15 protein-coding genes and 1 pseudogene are annotated in these 16,138 nt (G+C 69.5%); 12 read left to right on the top strand and 4 right to left on the bottom strand.

Going from position 1 to position 16,138, the window contains the following annotated elements:
• The 5 genes from ITP53_RS45615 to ITP53_RS45595 form a co-directional block, all read left to right on the top strand.
• A partial coding sequence (locus tag ITP53_RS45615) for an NPCBM/NEW2 domain-containing protein (protein ID WP_195901718.1) occupies positions 1-656 on the top strand: 656 nt, incomplete at its 5' end.
• Between the two features lie 45 nt (positions 657-701).
• A complete protein-coding gene (locus ITP53_RS45610) occupies positions 702-1,958 on the top strand; it encodes an ABC transporter substrate-binding protein (RefSeq protein WP_195901717.1) in 1,257 nt (418 codons plus the stop codon).
• Positions 1,955-2,884: a carbohydrate ABC transporter permease gene (locus ITP53_RS45605; RefSeq protein ID WP_195901716.1), complete on the top strand. Its 930-nt coding sequence runs from the start codon at positions 1,955-1,957 to the stop codon at positions 2,882-2,884. The genes ITP53_RS45610 and ITP53_RS45605 overlap by 4 nt, the downstream gene beginning before the upstream one ends.
• Positions 2,877-3,734: a carbohydrate ABC transporter permease gene (locus ITP53_RS45600; RefSeq protein ID WP_195901715.1), complete on the top strand. Its 858-nt coding sequence runs from the start codon at positions 2,877-2,879 to the stop codon at positions 3,732-3,734. The genes ITP53_RS45605 and ITP53_RS45600 overlap by 8 nt, the downstream gene beginning before the upstream one ends.
• Before the next feature lie 35 nt (positions 3,735-3,769).
• The gene (locus tag ITP53_RS45595) at positions 3,770-5,914 is read left to right on the top strand and encodes an alpha-galactosidase (protein WP_195901714.1); all 2,145 of its coding nucleotides are present in this window, start codon (positions 3,770-3,772) and stop codon (positions 5,912-5,914) included.
• Here the strand turns inward: ITP53_RS45595 and ITP53_RS45590 are convergent.
• Entirely contained in the window at positions 5,911-6,774 is an 864-nt protein-coding gene (locus tag ITP53_RS45590) for an AraC family transcriptional regulator (protein WP_195901713.1), read from the bottom strand. The genes ITP53_RS45595 and ITP53_RS45590 overlap by 4 nt on opposite strands.
• A gap of 217 nt (positions 6,775-6,991) precedes the next feature.
• On the opposite strand from ITP53_RS45590, the gene ITP53_RS45585 reads away from it, so the two are divergent.
• From ITP53_RS45585 to ITP53_RS58565, 3 genes are read left to right on the top strand one after another with little or no spacing between them, the layout of a single operon-like run.
• A complete protein-coding gene (locus ITP53_RS45585) occupies positions 6,992-7,708 on the top strand; it encodes an SDR family NAD(P)-dependent oxidoreductase (RefSeq protein ID WP_195901712.1) in 717 nt (238 codons plus the stop codon).
• A 31-nt stretch (positions 7,709-7,739) separates the two neighbouring features.
• On the top strand, positions 7,740-8,888 hold the full coding sequence (gene dgoD / locus ITP53_RS45580; RefSeq protein WP_207757355.1) for a galactonate dehydratase: 1,149 nt from the start codon (positions 7,740-7,742) through the stop codon (positions 8,886-8,888).
• Positions 8,882-9,703: a hypothetical protein gene (locus ITP53_RS58565; RefSeq protein WP_195901711.1), complete on the top strand. Its 822-nt coding sequence runs from the start codon at positions 8,882-8,884 to the stop codon at positions 9,701-9,703. The genes dgoD and ITP53_RS58565 overlap by 7 nt, the downstream gene beginning before the upstream one ends.
• Positions 9,704-10,420: 717 nt before the next feature.
• Here ITP53_RS58565 and ITP53_RS45565 read toward each other — a convergent pair.
• The 3 genes from ITP53_RS45565 to ITP53_RS45555 form a co-directional block, all read right to left on the bottom strand.
• Positions 10,421-10,576 carry a cupin domain-containing protein gene (locus ITP53_RS45565; protein WP_195901710.1) on the bottom strand — a complete coding sequence of 52 codons (156 nt, stop codon included), beginning with the start codon at positions 10,574-10,576 and terminating at the stop codon, positions 10,421-10,423.
• Between the two features lie 145 nt (positions 10,577-10,721).
• Positions 10,722-11,612 (bottom strand): RNA polymerase sigma factor SigJ, encoded by an 891-nt coding sequence (gene sigJ / locus ITP53_RS45560; protein ID WP_195901709.1) that lies wholly within the window; start codon positions 11,610-11,612, stop codon positions 10,722-10,724.
• 453 nt (positions 11,613-12,065) lie between these two features.
• Positions 12,066-12,869: an SAM-dependent methyltransferase gene (locus tag ITP53_RS45555; RefSeq protein ID WP_195901708.1), complete on the bottom strand. Its 804-nt coding sequence runs from the start codon at positions 12,867-12,869 to the stop codon at positions 12,066-12,068.
• Between the two features lie 824 nt (positions 12,870-13,693).
• On the opposite strand from ITP53_RS45555, the gene ITP53_RS45550 reads away from it, so the two are divergent.
• From ITP53_RS45550 to ITP53_RS45535, 4 genes and pseudogenes are all read left to right on the top strand, one after another.
• Complete coding sequence (locus ITP53_RS45550; protein WP_456238116.1) at positions 13,694-14,659, top strand: LLM class flavin-dependent oxidoreductase; 966 nt, start codon at positions 13,694-13,696, stop codon at positions 14,657-14,659.
• A gap of 69 nt (positions 14,660-14,728) precedes the next feature.
• A complete protein-coding gene (locus tag ITP53_RS45545) occupies positions 14,729-15,316 on the top strand; it encodes a TetR/AcrR family transcriptional regulator (protein ID WP_236051927.1) in 588 nt (195 codons plus the stop codon).
• 29 nt (positions 15,317-15,345) lie between these two features.
• A pseudogene (locus ITP53_RS45540) lies at positions 15,346-15,641 on the top strand (CPBP family intramembrane glutamic endopeptidase).
• Between the two features lie 179 nt (positions 15,642-15,820).
• Positions 15,821-16,138: SDR family NAD(P)-dependent oxidoreductase (locus ITP53_RS45535; RefSeq protein ID WP_195901706.1), on the top strand; the 318-nt coding region annotated here is incomplete at its 3' end.

The following is a 16,138-nucleotide window of genomic DNA, read 5'->3' as shown; positions in this document are numbered from 1 at the left end:
GGACCGCGTCGATCACCACAGACGCCGACGCCCGGCTGCGCCTGCCCGCGGGCTGGACCGCCGAGCGGGTCACCGAGACCGGCTGGGCCGTCCGCCCCGGACCAGGGCTGCACCCCGGGCAACTCGGTGTCGTGACGGTCGAGCGGGACGCCGACGGCACGGACGACACCGTCCCCGTCGTCGCGCACGCGCGCGTCGTGCACCCTCTGACGCCCGGCGAGTACGCGCTGTCGGAACTGCCGATGATCACGTTCGCCAACGAGGACGGCCCCGTCGAGCGCGACCAGTCGAACGGCGCGGGCAATCCCGGCGACGGAGGACCGATGCGGGTGGCCGGGCAGGAGTTCGAGCGCGGCCTCGGCACCGCACCGTACTCCGAGGCCCGCTTCCATCTGGGCGGACGCGCCGAGCTGTGCACCGGCGCCGTCGGCGTCGACGACGAGTCCACCGGCACCGCCAGGGTCAGCGTGCTTGCGGACGACCGCGAGATCTTCGCCGCCGTCGTCGCGGCGGGCAAGCCCGTCACCACCTTCAACCTGGACATCCAGGGGGTCCGTACGCTGTGCCTGCGCAGCGAGGCCGCCGGTCCCGACGACGTCGGCGTGCACGTCGACTGGGTCGACACCACCGTCCACGTCACATCCGTCAACCGCTAACTCCCCCGGCCGGCGACGACCGGCGCACGAAGTACGAGGAACATCATGAAGCACAACTGGACGGCCGCCATGGCCATGGCCGTGGCAGCGACACTCCTCACCGCCTGCTCCGGCGGATCCGGCAGCACGTCGGACGAGAAGGTCACCCTCACCTACGCGAACTGGAGCGAGGACCAGGCTCCCGCGATGGAGCAGATCGCCGCCGAGTTCCAGAAGCAGAATCCGAACATCACCGTCAAGATCCAGACGCTGCCGTGGACCGAGTACTGGTCGACGCTCCAGGTGGGCGCCGCCGGCGGCACCGCGCCGGACGCGTTCTGGATGCTCGCCGACCACTTCCGCGAGTACGCGAAGGGCGGTGCGCTGGTCGACCTGTCCGACACGGTGAAGTCCTCGGGGATCGACATGGGCGCCTACCCCAAGGCCGTCTCCGACTCCTACACCTACGAGGGCAAGATCTTCGCGCTGCCGAAGGACTTCGACACCAACGCCATCTGGTACAACAAGGCGCTCTTCGACGCCGCGGGCGTCAAGTACCCGGATGACACGTGGGGCTGGAAGGAGGCGCAGGACGCGGCCAAGAAGCTGACGGACAAGGCCAAGGGCGTCTGGGGAATCGCCGCCCCGATCGACCCGCAGGGAGGCTACTACAACACGATCCTGCAGGCCGGCGGCACCATCATCAAGCCGGGCGGCACGGCCTCCGACTTCGCGGGACCGGCCGGGGTGGCCGGCCTCAAGTTCTGGGCCGACCTCCAGGCGGCGGGCTCGTCGCCGACACTGAAGCAGTTGTCGGACACCGAGGCGGTCTCGATGTTCGAGAATCAGAAGGTCGCCATGTACTTCTCCGGCGCGTACTGGGCGCTGCGGTTCCACAAGAACGCCGACCTGAAGGGCAAGGTCGACGTCGCCCCGCTGCCGAAGGGCGTCAAGCGCGCCACCGTCACCAGCGGCATCGGCAACGCCGGGTACGCCGGCAGCAAGCACCCGGAGGAGCTCAAGAAGTTCCTCGCCTTCCTCGGCGGTACCAAGGCGGCCGAGATCCAGGCGGCCACCGGGACGGTGCTGCCCGCGTACAAGGGGACGCAGCAGCCGTGGCTCGACTCGATGCCGGAATTCAAGCTCCAGGTCTTCATCGACGCCATCGAGTACGGCGTTCCGCTCCCGATCGCGGGGAACACGGCCGAATGGCAGGGTCTCTCGGCGCAGTATCTGACGCCGGCCTGGGAGGGCGCCAAGCCCGTTGAGGCCGCGGCGAAGGAGTATCAGGACGCCGTCGACCAGGTGCTCGCCGAGAAATGACGAACGTGGCAACCAAGCCCGTGCGGCGGACGGCCGGCCGCCGCACGGACGGTAATCAGCCCAGCGTGTGGTGGGCGCTCGCGTTCATCGCCCCGGCCACGATCGGCCTGGTCGCCCTGTATCTGTGGCCGTTCCTATCCACGCTGGTCAAGAGCTTCCAAGACGTCCCCGCGTTCGGGCCCGCCGGCTTCGTGGGGATCGACAACTATGCGACTCTGCTCGGCGACGGCGAGGTCTGGGAGGCGTTCGGGAACTCCGCCCTCTACACCGCTATCGTCCTGCTCGGCATCCCGCTGTCGGTCGTGCTGGCCGCGCTGATCGAGCAGGTCGGCCGGGGACGCACGATCTACCGGGTGCTCTTCTTCCTGCCGGTCGTCACCCTGCCCGTCGCCATCGGCATGGTCTGGCGGTTCATCTACAACGGCGACTTCGGGCTGCTCAACTATGTGCTGTCGTGGTTCGGCATCGACGGCCAGTACTGGGTGGCCGACCCCCGGTTCACGATCTACGCGTTCGGCGTCGTCGGCATCTGGATGGGCCTCGGCATCAACCTGATCATCCTCGGCGCCGGTCTGCAGGCGATCCCGAAGGCCGTCTACGAGGCGTCCGCCCTCGACGGCGCCGGCCGCGTCCGGCAGTTCTTCCACTTCACCGTGCCGCTGCTCAGCCCGAGCATCTTCTTCGTCACGATCCTCACCGTGATCGCCGCCCTGCAGATGTTCGACCTGATCTTCATCATGCTGCGCAGCGTGAACAACACCGCCCTCGCCGACTCCAAGACGATCGTCTACCTGTTCTACGAGAAGGCGTTCGTACAGTTCGACCAGGGCTACGGCGCCGCGATCGCGATCGTGCTGCTCATCGTGATCATGATCGCCACGGCTCTGCAGTTCCGTCTTCAGAAATCCTGGGTCTTCTATGGCTGAGCCTGTCGTCCGCCGCCGCCCGCCGCGGCGTGCGAAACCGGTCTCCACCTGGCCGATCCACGTGGTCCTGAGCATCGCGGCCACCATCATGATCGTGCCGTTCGTCTGGCAGATCCTCACCGTCTTCAAGACGAACTCCGAAGTCAGCAGGGTCCCGCCGACGGTGCTGCCGGCCGAGTTCAGCCTGCACTCGTTCGAGACGTTCTTCTCGACCGTGCCGTTCTGGTCGATGTTCGCGGTTTCCGTGGGATCGCTGGTGCTGCGGGTCGCCGGGCAGGTCGCGGTCGCCACGCTGGCCGGCTACGCCTTCGCGCGCATGCCGTTCCGCGGCAGCGGCGCGCTGTTCGGCCTGTTCGTCGCCATGCTGATGGTGCCCAGCCAGCTTTTCCTGATCGGCCAGTACGGGCTGATCCGCGACCTGAATCTGCTGGACACCCTGCCGGCACTGGCGATCCCCGGCCTGTTCTCGGCGTTCGGCACCTTCCTGATGCGACAGGCCTTCCTCAACATGCCGAAGGACTACGAGGAGGCGGCCCGGCTCGACGGCGCCAACCCGTTCCAGGTGTTCTGGTACGTCATGCTCCCCATGGCCAGGCCGATGCTCGCCGCGCTGACCGTGCTGACCGGGCTCTACTCGTGGAATGACCTGCTCTGGCCGCTCATCGTCTCGCCCTCCGGGCAGAACCGGCCGCTGCCGGTGGGCCTGGCCGGACTGCAGGGACAGTTCGGCACGGACTACCCGACCCTGATGGCGGGCGCACTCGTGTGCTCGATACCTCTCGTGATCGTCTTCCTGCTGCTGCAACGCCAGTTCTTCGCGGGCATCGCGAACAGCGGGCTCAAGGGATGACGGGACACCCACGGAACAACGGAACGGCGAACGGCATGCACACACCGATCCACCTGCGCGCGGGAGGCACCAGCCTCGTCGTCGCCGTCGACGGCGGACGGCTTCCGCGCGTCCTGCACTGGGGGCCGGATCTCGGCGAGCTCGGTGCCGACGCCCTGGCCGGCCTCCAGCGGGCCGCACTGCCCGCCGTCGGCGACAGCCCGGTCACCTACCCGCAGCCGGTCCCGGTGCTTCCCCAGCTCACGGAGGGCTGGCTGGGGCGCCCGGGACTCGTCGGGGACAGCGACGGCCGCCGCTGGGCGCCGTACTTCCGCGAGGCGACGCACGAAGTCGTCGACGCGGCCGGTGGGCCCGTGCTCCACAGCGGGGCGCACGACCCCGACTACGGGCTCGCGATCGACGTCGAGATCCAGGTGCTCGCCGGCAGTGGACTCGTCCGCCAGCGGGCCCGGATCACGAACGACACGGCGACGCCGTACCGTGTCACCTCCCTCGAACTGGCTCTTCCCGTGCCGTCGGACGCCACGGAGATCCTCGACCTGACCGGTCGCTGGGCGCTCGAACGCGTGCCGCAGCGGAGCCCGTTCCAGGTGGGCGAGCGGGTGCGGGCCTCACGGGGCGGCAAACCGGGACTGGAGCACACCCTGCTGCTGGTCGCCGGTGAACGGGGATTCGGGTTCAGGGACGGGCTGGTGTGGGCCACCCACCTGGCGTGGAGCGGCAACCAGGTGCTCGCCGCCGAGCTGACCCCGGCGGGCACGCGGCACCTCGCCGCGGGAGAGCTGCTGCTGCCCGGCGAGTCGGTGCTCGGGCAGGGCGAGGTGTTCCAGAGCCGCTGGCAGTACGGGTCGTGGGGGGCAGGGCTGGACGAACTCGCCGCGCGCTTCCATCGGCACCTGAGGTCCCGGCCGCGGCGCCCTCGCTCTCCCCGGCCCGTGGTGCTGAACACGTGGGAGGCGGTCTACTTCCAGCACGACCTCGACACGCTGCTCAGACTCGCCGAACGAGGCGCGGAGCTGGGCGCCGAGCGGTTCGTGGTGGACGACGGCTGGTTCTTGGGCCGCCGGGACGACACCAGCTCGCTCGGCGACTGGACGGTCGACCCCGCCGTCTGGTCGAAGGGCCTCGAACCGCTCGCCGACCGGGTGCGCGAACTCGGGATGGACTTCGGGCTCTGGTTCGAACCGGAGATGGTCAACCTGGACTCCGAGCTGGCCCGCCGGCGCCCGGAGTGGATCTTCGACGCGGGGCACGGCCCCGGCCTGCCCTCCCGGTACCAGCATGTGCTCGACCTCGGCCATCCCGGCGCGTACTCCTACCTGTTCGACCGGATGAACGAACTCGTCGGCTCGCTCGGCATCGCCTACATCAAGTGGGACCACAACCGGTACCTGCTCGACGCCGGCCACGTTCCCGACGGCCGGCCGGGGGTGCGCACCCAGGTCGAGCAGGCGTACCGGTTGATGGAGCAGCTCAAAACCGCCCACCCGGGGCTGGAGATCGAGTCGTGCGCCAGCGGCGGGGGGCGCATCGACCTCGGCGTGCTGGAGTTCGCCGACCGGGTGTGGCCGAGTGACTGCAACGACCCGCACGAGCGGCTGGAGATCCAGCGCTGGACGGGGCTGCTGGTCCCGCCGGAGATGCAGGGCACGCACATCGGGGCCGAGGAGTCGCACACCACCCACCGGACCCATCCGCTCGACTATCGCGCGGAGAAGGCACTGTGGGGACACCTGGGAGTCGAGACGAATCTGCTCACCGCGGACGACGAGACCCGGGCGGCGCTGGCGCGGTGGATCGCGTTCCACAAGGAGCACCGGGGCCTGCTGCACTCGGGCGAGGTGGTCCACGCCGACCTCGCCGACGCGGCGTACCGGCTGGAGGGGGTCGTGTCGGACGACCGCGCCGAGGCGCTCTACGCGTTCAGCGTCGTCGAGCGCCCCGCCACCTGGCCGCCGGGACGGATCCGGTTCCCGGGGCTGGACGACACGCGTGACTACACGGTCGAAGCCGTCTACCCGGGAACCGCTCCCGCCCCCGGCACCGTGCCGCCGCCGTGGCTGCACGCCGGCGTCACCCTGCCCGGGCGGGCGCTACGGCTCGTCGGCGTCGAAGCGCCGTCCCTGGACGTCGACCGGTCGGTGCTGCTGCGGGTGGTGAGTACGCCGGCGGCGTCCTAGCCCTTCGCGCGGTCGCGGTACTCGGTGGGGCTGGCCTCATGCATCCGCCTGAAGTGACGGGAGAAGTAGAACGGGTCGGAATAGCCGACTTCGCGGGCGATGTCGGCGATGGTGGTGTCCGTGGTGTCGAGGAGGTTGCGCGCCTGCGCCATCCGGAGTGCCGTGTGGTGCGCGAGCACCCCGCCTCCGGTGGCGCGGCGGAACAGCGCGCTCAGATGGGAGGGCGAGACACCGACCAGCGAAGCCAGGTCGGCGACCCGTACGGTGGTGTCCAGTCGCTCGGTCAGGTAGGCCATCGCGCGCTGCAACGGGTCGCCCGGCGTGGGCATGGCGCGGTCGACCACGATCTGGGTGAGCAGCTTCCACGCCGCGCCCGCCGCGCCCATCAGGCCGGCCGGTGAATGATCCCGTTCCAGCATGGTCACGATCTCGTCGAGCAGGGCCACGGCTCGATCGAGACGCCGGATGGAGACCACCGGCCTGGACGCGCCGACGCCGATCGCCTCGATCAGCTCGGGTAGATCGGTGCCGCGCAGGTGGCACCACCAGATCGTCCAGGGACTGTCGGCGGACGCGCCGTACGCGTGCGGGATGCCGCGTGGGATCACCAGGGCCGCGTTCGATCCGACGCGGTATTGGGCTCCCCCGATGTTCGCCCATCCCATACCGGCCGTGCACAGGATGAGGATGGTCTCCTCGATGCCGTTGGGCCGGGTCATCAGGTGATCCGCGGCTGCCGGATAGTAGCCGGTGTCCGTGACCATGAGGCGCCGGGTCACCGGGCGGGAGTGCGCCTCGGCCACGACCCGGCGCGGCACGACGGTCAGCCGCTGGTTGCGGAAGCCTTCCTGGATGGGCATCGGGCCAGTATGCCATCTGCATCGGATCGTCCAGGCGATCTCACGCATCGGACATTCCTAGCGACCGGCGGGCACGTGTTGACTAGCGCCGATGCTTTGGGAAGTGCCGTCAGGCATCCCGCCGATCAGCGGCCGGTCCCAAGCGTGAACTTGATGACGTGAACTTGATGATGTGACTCGATGAAGCGACAAGGTGGAGACATTGGGACGAGGATTGTTGTCAGAGAAGGTCGCCGTGGTGACCGGCGCGGCCTCCGGCATCGGCGCCGCGGTGGTGGAGCGCTTTCTGCGCGAAGGCGCACGCGTGATCGCGGTGGACCTGACCGACCAGAGCCCCGACCGGCCGGACGTGCTGGCGGTCAAGGGTGACGTCTCCCAGGCCGAGATCTGGCGGCGCATCGCCGACACGGCGCGAGCCGAGTTCGGCCGGCTGGACGTGCTGCACAGCAACGCCAGCACGGTGGTGCGGGCTCCGGCGCACGAAATGCCGGAGGACGACTGGGACCGGCAGCTCTCGGTCAACCTGAAAGCCACCTATCTGGCGGTCAACGCGTGCGCCGGGCTGCTGAGGGAGAGCCGCGGCGCCGTCGTGCTGACCTCCTCCGTGCACGCACTGGTGGGCATCCCCGGGCACCCGGCGTACGCGGCCGCCAAGGGCGGGCTCGTGTCGCTCGGCCGCCAGCTCGCCGTGGAGTACGGCCCCGAGGTGCGGGTCAACACCGTGATCCCCGGGCCGATCCTCACCCCAGCCTGGGACGGCATCAGCGAGCAGGACCGTCGGCGCAGCGTGGCGGCCACCGCCGCCGCGAGGTTCGGCCGCCCTGACGAGGTGGCCGCCGCGGTGACCTTCCTGGCCTGTGCCGAGAGCTCGTACATCACCGGTGCCTCCCTCCTGGTCGACGGCGGCTGGACGGCGGTCAAGGACTCCGCATGACGGACGGGCACGGAATCGACATTCGGAGGCAATGGTGAAGATCACCAGGATCGAGACGTTCCTCGTGCCACCGCGCTGGCTGTTCTGCCGGGTGGAGACCGACGAAGGCGTGGTCGGCTGGGGGGAGCCGATCGTGGAGGGCCGCGCCGAGCCGGTGCGCGCCGCCGTACACGTGCTGGCGGAGTACCTGATCGGGCGGGACCCCCTGCGCATCGAAGATCACTGGCAGGTCATGGCGAACGGTGGGTTCTACCGGGGCGGCCCGGTGCTCTCCAGCGCCTTGGCAGGCATCGACCAGGCGCTGTGGGACATCGCGGGCAAGGCCTACGGCGCCCCGGTCCACGCGTTGCTCGGCGGGCCCGTACGGGATCGGGTCCGCGTGTATTCCTGGGTGGGCGGCGACGAGCCCGCCGAACTCGCCGAGGGCATCGGCGCCAGGCTCGAAGCCGGGTTCACCGCGGTCAAGATGAACGCCTCCGGTCGCATGCCCGCCCTCGCCACCCCCGCCGGCATCGCGAGTGTGGTGAAACGGGTGGCACTGGCCAGGGAGATCCTCGGCCCGGCCCGTGACCTGGCGGTGGACTTCCACGGCCGGGTCAGCGCCGCGGACGCCCGGCGGATCCTGCCGCTCATCGCGGAGTTCCAGCCGATGTTCGCCGAGGAGCCGGTGCTGCCCGACCGCCCGCACCTGTTACCCGGCGTGGTGGCCGCCAGCAGCGTCCCCGTCGCCACCGGGGAGCGGCTGTACTCGCGGTGGGACTTCAGGGCCGCGCTGGAGGCCGGAGTGTCCGTGGTGCAGCCCGACCTGTCCCACGCCGGCGGCATCTCGGAGACCCGGCGGATCGCCGCACTCGCCGAGGTGTGGGACGCCAAGCTCGCCCCGCACTGCCCGCTCGGCCCGCTCGCCCTCGCGGCCAGCCTCCAGGTAGCGTTCGCCACACCGAACTTCCTGATCCAGGAACAGTCCATCGGCCTGCACTACAACGACGGCGCGGACTTGCTCGACTACGTGGCCGACCCCGCCGTATTCCGCTTCACCGACGGGTACGTCTCCCGTCCGGAGGCACCCGGACTCGGGGTGGAGATCGACGAGGCCGCGGTCAGGCGCGCCGACCAGGCGGGACACGCGTGGCGCAACCCGGTCTGGAGACACGACGACGGCGGAGTGGCCGAGTGGTGATTCCCCTGTCGGCGCGCTTCGACCTCGCCCGGGGCGGCCGGTGGACGTCGTTGTCCGGAGACGGCCGCGAATGGTTGTGGTCACGGCCCGATCCCGCCAGGTCCGCGGTCGTCCCGGGATCGGTATTCGTCGACGTCGGCGGTCTCGAAGAGTGCGTGCCCACGGTCCGTGGGCTGCCCGACCACGGCGACGCGTGGAGCCGCCCCTGGACGGGCGTCCCGGCCCGGAGCACGGTGGGCTGCGACGGATTCGAGCTGACCCGTACGATCGGCGACGAGGCCGGGGCGGTCGTGGCGACCTACCGGCTGTCCGCCGACCCGGGGTTCAGGTTCCTCTGGGCCGCTCACGCGCTGCTCGACCTCAGTGAGAAGGCGCGGCTCGTCGCTCCGGACGGAACGCCTGTGCGGCTCTTCCCCGAGGCGGCACCGCTGCTGGGTTCCGCCTGGCCGTACGGCGCCGCCCACCTGGACGGGCACTGGCCCGCGCCATTCGGACTGGAACTCGACCGGTTCGGCCCTGACGACGGCACGGCCGTGGGGGCCCTGCTGCGGTGCGCCGCCGTGCGGGTGGAGGACCAGGCCGACTTCCTCGACCTGCGGCTGGAGGCACCACCGGGAGTCCCCGTCAGTACCGCCGTGTGGCGTAATCTCGGCGGGTTTCCCGAACACGCGCCATATCGCAGCGTCGGAGTGGAACCCATGCTCGGCACCGTGTTCGACCTGGCGGAAGCCGGCCCCGGTGAGGCGGCGGTCGTCCCCTCGTCCGGTGAACTGACCTGGCGGCTCGTGGTGGCCGCGGAACGGATGAGTTCATGACCGCACAGAACTCCCCTCGGCCCGTCGCACCCGCCGCGCAGGCCGCGGGGTTGCTCGGCACGCTGCACGCCCACAGACTGCCGGCCATCGTCCGGGGTCCGGACACGCGCGCGGCGCTTCGCACGGTCATCACCTTGGCCGAGGAAGGCGTACGGCTGATCGAGGTCTCCCTGGTCACCCGCAATGCGCTGGAGGTGATCCAGGACGCGCGGGCGGTCCTGGGAGACGGCGCCGACCTCGGCGCCGGAACGGTCGTCACCGGAGCCGACGCCCGCGCGGCGGCCGAGGCGAGCCCTTCCTCGGTCGCCGGGATCTTCACCAGGAGGTTGGGCCGCCGCACGGTCTGCCACAGCAGCCGCGCGTCGGCCACCGTCCCGTCGCTGTCCCCGGGTAGGCGCGGGTCCCCTCGATGGACACCAGGCCGTCCCTGCCGTCCGCCCGGTCGTAGCCGTCGCCGCCCGACAGCGCTCGATCATGAGCAAGTCAAGGCCTGCCGCGGCAGCGGTCTCTTCCGCCTCCGCCGACAAGGCGATGAGGGCCTTGTCGGCGCTCGGGTGCTGCTTGCCGATATTGACGCGCTGCGTGGTCGTGGTTCCTTCGATTCGGGCGTGTGGCCTGCGCCGTGCACTTCGGGCGCGTCTTGGTGGCCGGTGGGCTGTGTTCCGGCAGGGACGGTGAGTTCGTGCGGGCACGTTGCCGCCCGCTGCGTACGACGCACTACGACCTCGGGTCGTCGACCTTGAGCTTGTCTCCGGTGTTGGAGACGAAGACGACCAGGAGCTTGGCCCGTTTGGTCCGGCTGGTGTTCTCGGTGAGGACGTGGTGGGCGCCCGGCTGCTCGACCCAGTTCTCGCCTTGGCGGTAGGTGCTCACGCGCTGACCGGCGAGCTTGCTGCGCAGCAGCAGGTGGACGCATGCCGTCCGGCATGATCGATCTCATCTGCTCACGAGCGTTCCTTCGTCTGTCCCGTTGGGGTTCTCATCAGGGAGACGAGGTGACCCCTCGGGGTGTGACCGCTCAGAGGTGAGAAAGCTTGTCCGGGTTGATGATCCTGCGGTACGCGGTGATCAGACCGTCGGTGATCTGCAGCGTGTCCACGGAGTAGACACGGCCCTCCCGGTGGCACACCAGGGCGAGCTCGCCGCCGACCTCGACGAGGTCGATGCGGTCCGGACGCCACTGGCGACCCACGCGCACCATCACCTCAGCGACGCGCTCACCACCGTGGACGGGCTTGCGCATCGCGGCGACCCCGCCGCCGCCGTCGGTGACGTAGACGGCGTCCGGGTGCAGCAGCCTGACCAGGCCAGCCAGATCCCCGGCCTCGTAGGCGGCGCGAAAGGCCGCCAGCACACGTTCACGCTCCGCCTTCGACGCCTGCGGCGAAGACTGCTTCGCGTCGGCCACCCGCCGCCGCGCCCGCGAGGCCAACTGCCGGGCACCCGGCACGGAGACACCCAGCACGTCGGCGATCCGGCCGAACTCAAGGCCGAAGACATCGTGCAGGACGAAGGCCACCCGCTCCGGCGGGCTCAACTCATCCATGATCAGGAGCATGGCCGAGCCGACGGACTCATCGACGAGGACCGGCTCGGATGCGTCCGGCCCCGTCAGCAGTGGCTCCGGCAGCCACGGCCCGACATAAGTCTCCCGGCGGAAACGGGCACTCTTGAGAATGTCGTACGACCGCCGTGCGGCCACCGTCACCAGCCAGGCCCGCAGATCATCTATGTCCCGCAGATCTGTTCCGGCCGCCCGCAGCCACACGTCCTGGGTCACGTCCTCGGCATCGGCCACGCTGCCCAGCAGCCGGTAGGCCACGCCGAAAACCGCGGGCCGGTGCCTCTCCCATTCGGCTCCGAGCGTGTCCTCGCGCTCAGGCCGTCCAGGCGTGTTCTCGTTGCCCAAACAGATCGCGACCTCCTCCAGCTTGCGGATCCAGCGTAGTCATCCGAGCTCGGGATCTACGCAGACACCCCCGGAAGCGAACCACCCTGCACGCTCACACCGACGACGCGTCGTACTTCATTCGACAGGGCGGTGTTTCATAGGTGCGGGCATCGCAGGATCCAAGGAGAGCTGTCTCGGCCCGGCTACTCGATTGCGGCCTCGACGCAAGCCCGGCACCAGCTACCGCCCGGCGGTATGAAGCCCGGCCCAAGGGGTGATCGGGAGGCTCCCCACTTCCGTCGCCGCCCCCATCCTCGGCGGTCTGGATCGGGGAGTACGTGCATGCAGCCTGATCCTGCAAGATGCAGGTCAAGGACAGAGTCGTATTTCCGGGCGGCACACCGCCGGCAAGCTGTAGCCGGACGGACGACGCCCGGCCGCATCGGCGGCGGCCGCGCGGCGGCCCGCAGATCAGGGCTTGCGGCCGATCCCCGCGTAGAAGAAGGCGTCCGCGTCCGTTATCCCGGATTCGCTGTCGGGACGCCAGCGGTGTGTGGCGGTCAGGCCGGGCTCGATCAGTTCCGTGCCCTCGAAGAAGCGCTCGATCTCCGCCCTGGTGCGGATCTGCGCCGGGGTGCCGCTCTGCCGGTAGACCGCCACGGCGTCGTGGGCGGCGGGGTTGAAGTCGGGCGTGGCGTGCGAGAGCACGAGGAAGCTGCCGGGCGCGAGCCGCTCGACCATGGCCCTCACGATCTCCTGCGGCTTGTCCTCGTCCGGGAGGAAGTGCGTCACCGCGAGGAGAGACAGGGCGACGGGCTCGTCCAGGTCGACGGTCTCGCGGAGACGGGGGTGGTCGAGAACGGAGTCGTGACGCAGGTCGGCGTGCACGTAGGCGGTGCTGCCCTGCGGGCTGCCGAGCGTCAGCGCGTCGGTATGCTCCAGCACCATCGGGTCGTTGTCCGCGTAGACGACACGGGCGTCGGGTGCCACCTCCTGGGCCACCTGGTGCAGGTTGGGCTCGGTGGGGATCCCCGTGCCGATGTCGACGAACTGGCGTATGCCGTACTCGGAGGCCAGGGTTCGCGTGGCGCGGTGCATGAAGTCGCGGTTGGCCCGTGCGCCGGTGACGATGAAGGGGAAGACCTTCTTCACCTTCTCGGCGGCCTCCTGGTCGACGGGGTACCAGTCCTTGCCGCCGAGGTAGTAGTCGTACATGCGGGCGGAATGCGCCCGGCTGGTGTCGATCTGCGGGGGCTGCTGGCCGGAACCGTTCATCGCGGGGCTTCCGTTCTCTTCCGCCGTGCCTGCGGTGGCTGACAAGGTCCCGGGTCCGGATGTCCGGCGTACGACCAGGACGTCAACTGGTCTGCTCAGCAGGCGAGTTGAACGTTGAAGCTATCAGAGGTACGCATGGGCGCTGAAGGGCCCCGGACTGCTGGTTCTGCGCGCCTTGCCGGCGCCGGCTGCATGCGGTGAGGGCGTTTGCCGTGCTCAGGATCGAGGGGCGGAATGAGGGGGTGAGCGTGCTCGTCACGGCCGACGCCTCGACCTCGCTGCGGCCTTCATGCCGGGGCTCGGGTCCCCGGCTGGGCAGGCCGCGCGATCCGCCGTGGAGACCGTGGAAAATGAATGAGCCGGACGGGGCAGCCACCGTCGAGTGACTTGGGCCTGGTGCGCGGCTTTACCCAAACCTCGGCGGGCGGGACCGGCAGCCACCCCGTCGGGGCTGGGGCTGATCAGCAGGAGCCTTGCCAGCTCAGGATGTGACGAAGGTGAACCGGAAGCCGTAAGTCAGTCGTAGTCGGGAAGGGCGAGAAACACCACTCTGCTGAGAGCCGAACGGATGGCCCGTGGTTGCTCAATGGCTGCTCGTGCACGTTCGATCTGCAGGAGATTCGGCGAGGCCCTGGGTGCGCTGGTTGCCGGCATCGCTGTTCCGCCAGCGTGACGGCCCGTCCGGGAGGAACCGGTAACAGGAAGCAGTCGGACGGATCTTCAGGCCCGGCTGGAATGTCCCTGGTCTGGAGAAGGTTGAAGCCCGTGTGAAAAAGATCGGGTTTCTGAACTTCGGGCACTGGTCGTCTTCACCGTACTCGAAAGTGCGCAGCGCGTCCGACGCCTTGCTGCAGTCGATCGAGCTGGCGGTGGCCACCGAGGAGCTCGGTGCCGACGGCGCATACTTCCGCGTCCATCATTTCGCCCAGCAGCTTGGGAGCCCGTTCCCGCTACTGGCGGCCGTCGGCGCGAAGACGAGCCGGATCGAGATCGGCACGGGCGTCATCGACATGCGGTACGAAAACCCCCTCTACATGGCCGAGGACGCCGGCGCGGCCGACCTCATCGCAGGCGGGCGGCTGCAGCTCGGCATCAGCCGTGGATCACCGGAACAGGTGATCGACGGCTGGAGGTACTTCGGTTATGAGCCGGGTGAGGCCGAAACCCATGCAGACATGGCTCGCAGGCACACGGAGGTCTTTCTCAAGGTGCTGAACGGTGAGGGATTCGCCCGGCCCAACCCACGGCCGATGTTCCCCAATCCGGCCGGGCTTCTGCGGGTCGAGCCGCATTCGGAAGGGCTGCGGAAGCGGATCTGGTGGGGTTCCAGCTCGAACGCGACCGCGAAGTGGGCCGCCGGGCTGGGCATGCACCTGATGAGTTCCACCCTCAAGGATGACGAGAACGGCAAGCCGTTCCATGTGCAGCAGGCCGAGCAGATCGCGGCCTACCGGCAGGCGTGGAAAGAGGCCGGTCACGAGGGTGAGTCGCGGGTCTCGGTGAGCCGTTCGATCATGCCGATCGTCAACGACACGGACCGTGCGTACTTCGGTCACGAAGGCGAGAGTTCCGACCAGATCGGCTTCATCGACGCCACCACCAGGGCTGTCTTCGGCCGCACGTACGCCGCTGAGCCCGACGTGCTCGTCAAGGAACTGGCCACCGACGAGGCGATCGCGGCGGCCGACACGCTTCTGCTGACGGTTCCCAACCAACTCGGTGTGGACTACAACGCCCACCTGCTCGAATCGGTCCTGACCCACGTCGCTCCCGCACTCGGCTGGCGCTGATCGACTGTCCGCGATCACGGCTGCACGCGTCCGAAGGACGTCATCCCGGTCGCGTGCCCGTGACGGCGCTTGTCACATGAGCCGGCCCCGGGATTCGACATCGACGAGGCGCTGGAGCGCGCCATGCAGGTGTTCTGGGAGCGGGGATATGAGGGGGCAACTCTCTCCGATCTGACCGGGGCCATGGGGATCACCAAGCCAAGCATGTACGCGGCCTTCGGTAACAAGGAGCAGCTGTTCCGCAGGGCACTGGAGCGCTACATCGAGGGGCCGGCCTCCTACGCCACGCGCGCCCTGGAGGAGCCGACCGCACGAGGGGTGGCCGAGGCGCTCCTGCATGGAGCGGTTCGGACCACGACCCTTTCCCAAGGCCATCCTGGATGCCTGACAGTGCAGGGCGCGCTGGCGGCAAGCGACGGAGGCCGGCCCGCGCACGATCTGCTCGTCGGCTGGCGGAACGATGCGGGCCTACGCCTTGAGGAGCGCTTCCAGCGCGCCGTCGACGAGGGCGACCTCCCGCGCGACGCCGACGCAGGGCGACTCGCCCGATACATCATGACGGTGGCGTTCGGCATCGCTGTCCAGGCCGCCGGCGGCGTCGGTCACGACGACCTCCAGGACATCGCCGACACGGCACTGCGCAGCTGGCAGCCCTAGCGGGGCGTGCGACCCCGCCGAGATGAAGGATGCGAAAGCGTCCGACACTCACCACGCCGCTCGGCGAGGAGGCGTTCTTCCGCGGGGTTCTCGCGAACGCCCTGTTCGCCCGCTACCACGCGTGGATCGCGGTCGTCGCCAGCGCGGCGGTCTTCGCTTCGCCCACGGCATCAACCCCGTCCTGCCTGTGGCGTTCGTCGTCGGCGTGCTCGCCGCCCTGCTGTTCCGCTGGTCGGGTTCGATCTGGCCGGGCGTCGTGTTGCACGGCGTCAACAACGCGACCGCGTTGCCCGTCCCGCTCCTCATCGCGCTCGCCGGGGCGTGAGGAGATTCGCCGGCGCGAGTGAGTCAGTGGCGCGACTCCACTTATGTACCGCTCGGAATAGAAGTCGCGGGATCAAGGTTCCCCCCTTCAGCGACGGCCGCCGCGACGAGATCGCGAAAGGCGTCGCGAGTCCTCAACATCCGAGTACCGCCCCGATCCGGGGCGACAGAAGGGCCATCATGTCCTACACCGACCTGCGCGACATCGAGGCGCTCAACGCCCATGAGCCCGACCGCGTCGCAGTCATCACCGGCGCCAGCCGTGGCATCGGCGCGGCCATCGCCGGCCGCCTCGCCGCCGACGGATACACCGTCGCCGTTCACTACCGCCAGGACTCGGCCGCCGCGGCCGGCGTCGTCGAAAAGATCACCGCGGCCGGCGGCGCGGCGTTCCCCTTCGCCGCCGACCTGGCCGCACCCGACACCGGCACCGCGTTCTGGGCCGCCTACGATGAGGCTGCGGGCTCACTGCGCGACGCTCCCGTGCGGGTGCTGGTG

Source organism: Nonomuraea cypriaca, assembly GCF_015645445.1.
In the GTDB taxonomy this organism is placed as follows: Bacteria; Actinomycetota; Actinomycetes; order Streptosporangiales; family Streptosporangiaceae; genus Nonomuraea; species Nonomuraea cypriaca.
Note: the sequence above shows the minus strand (reverse complement) of the source record. Positions and strands in the feature narration are given on the sequence as shown.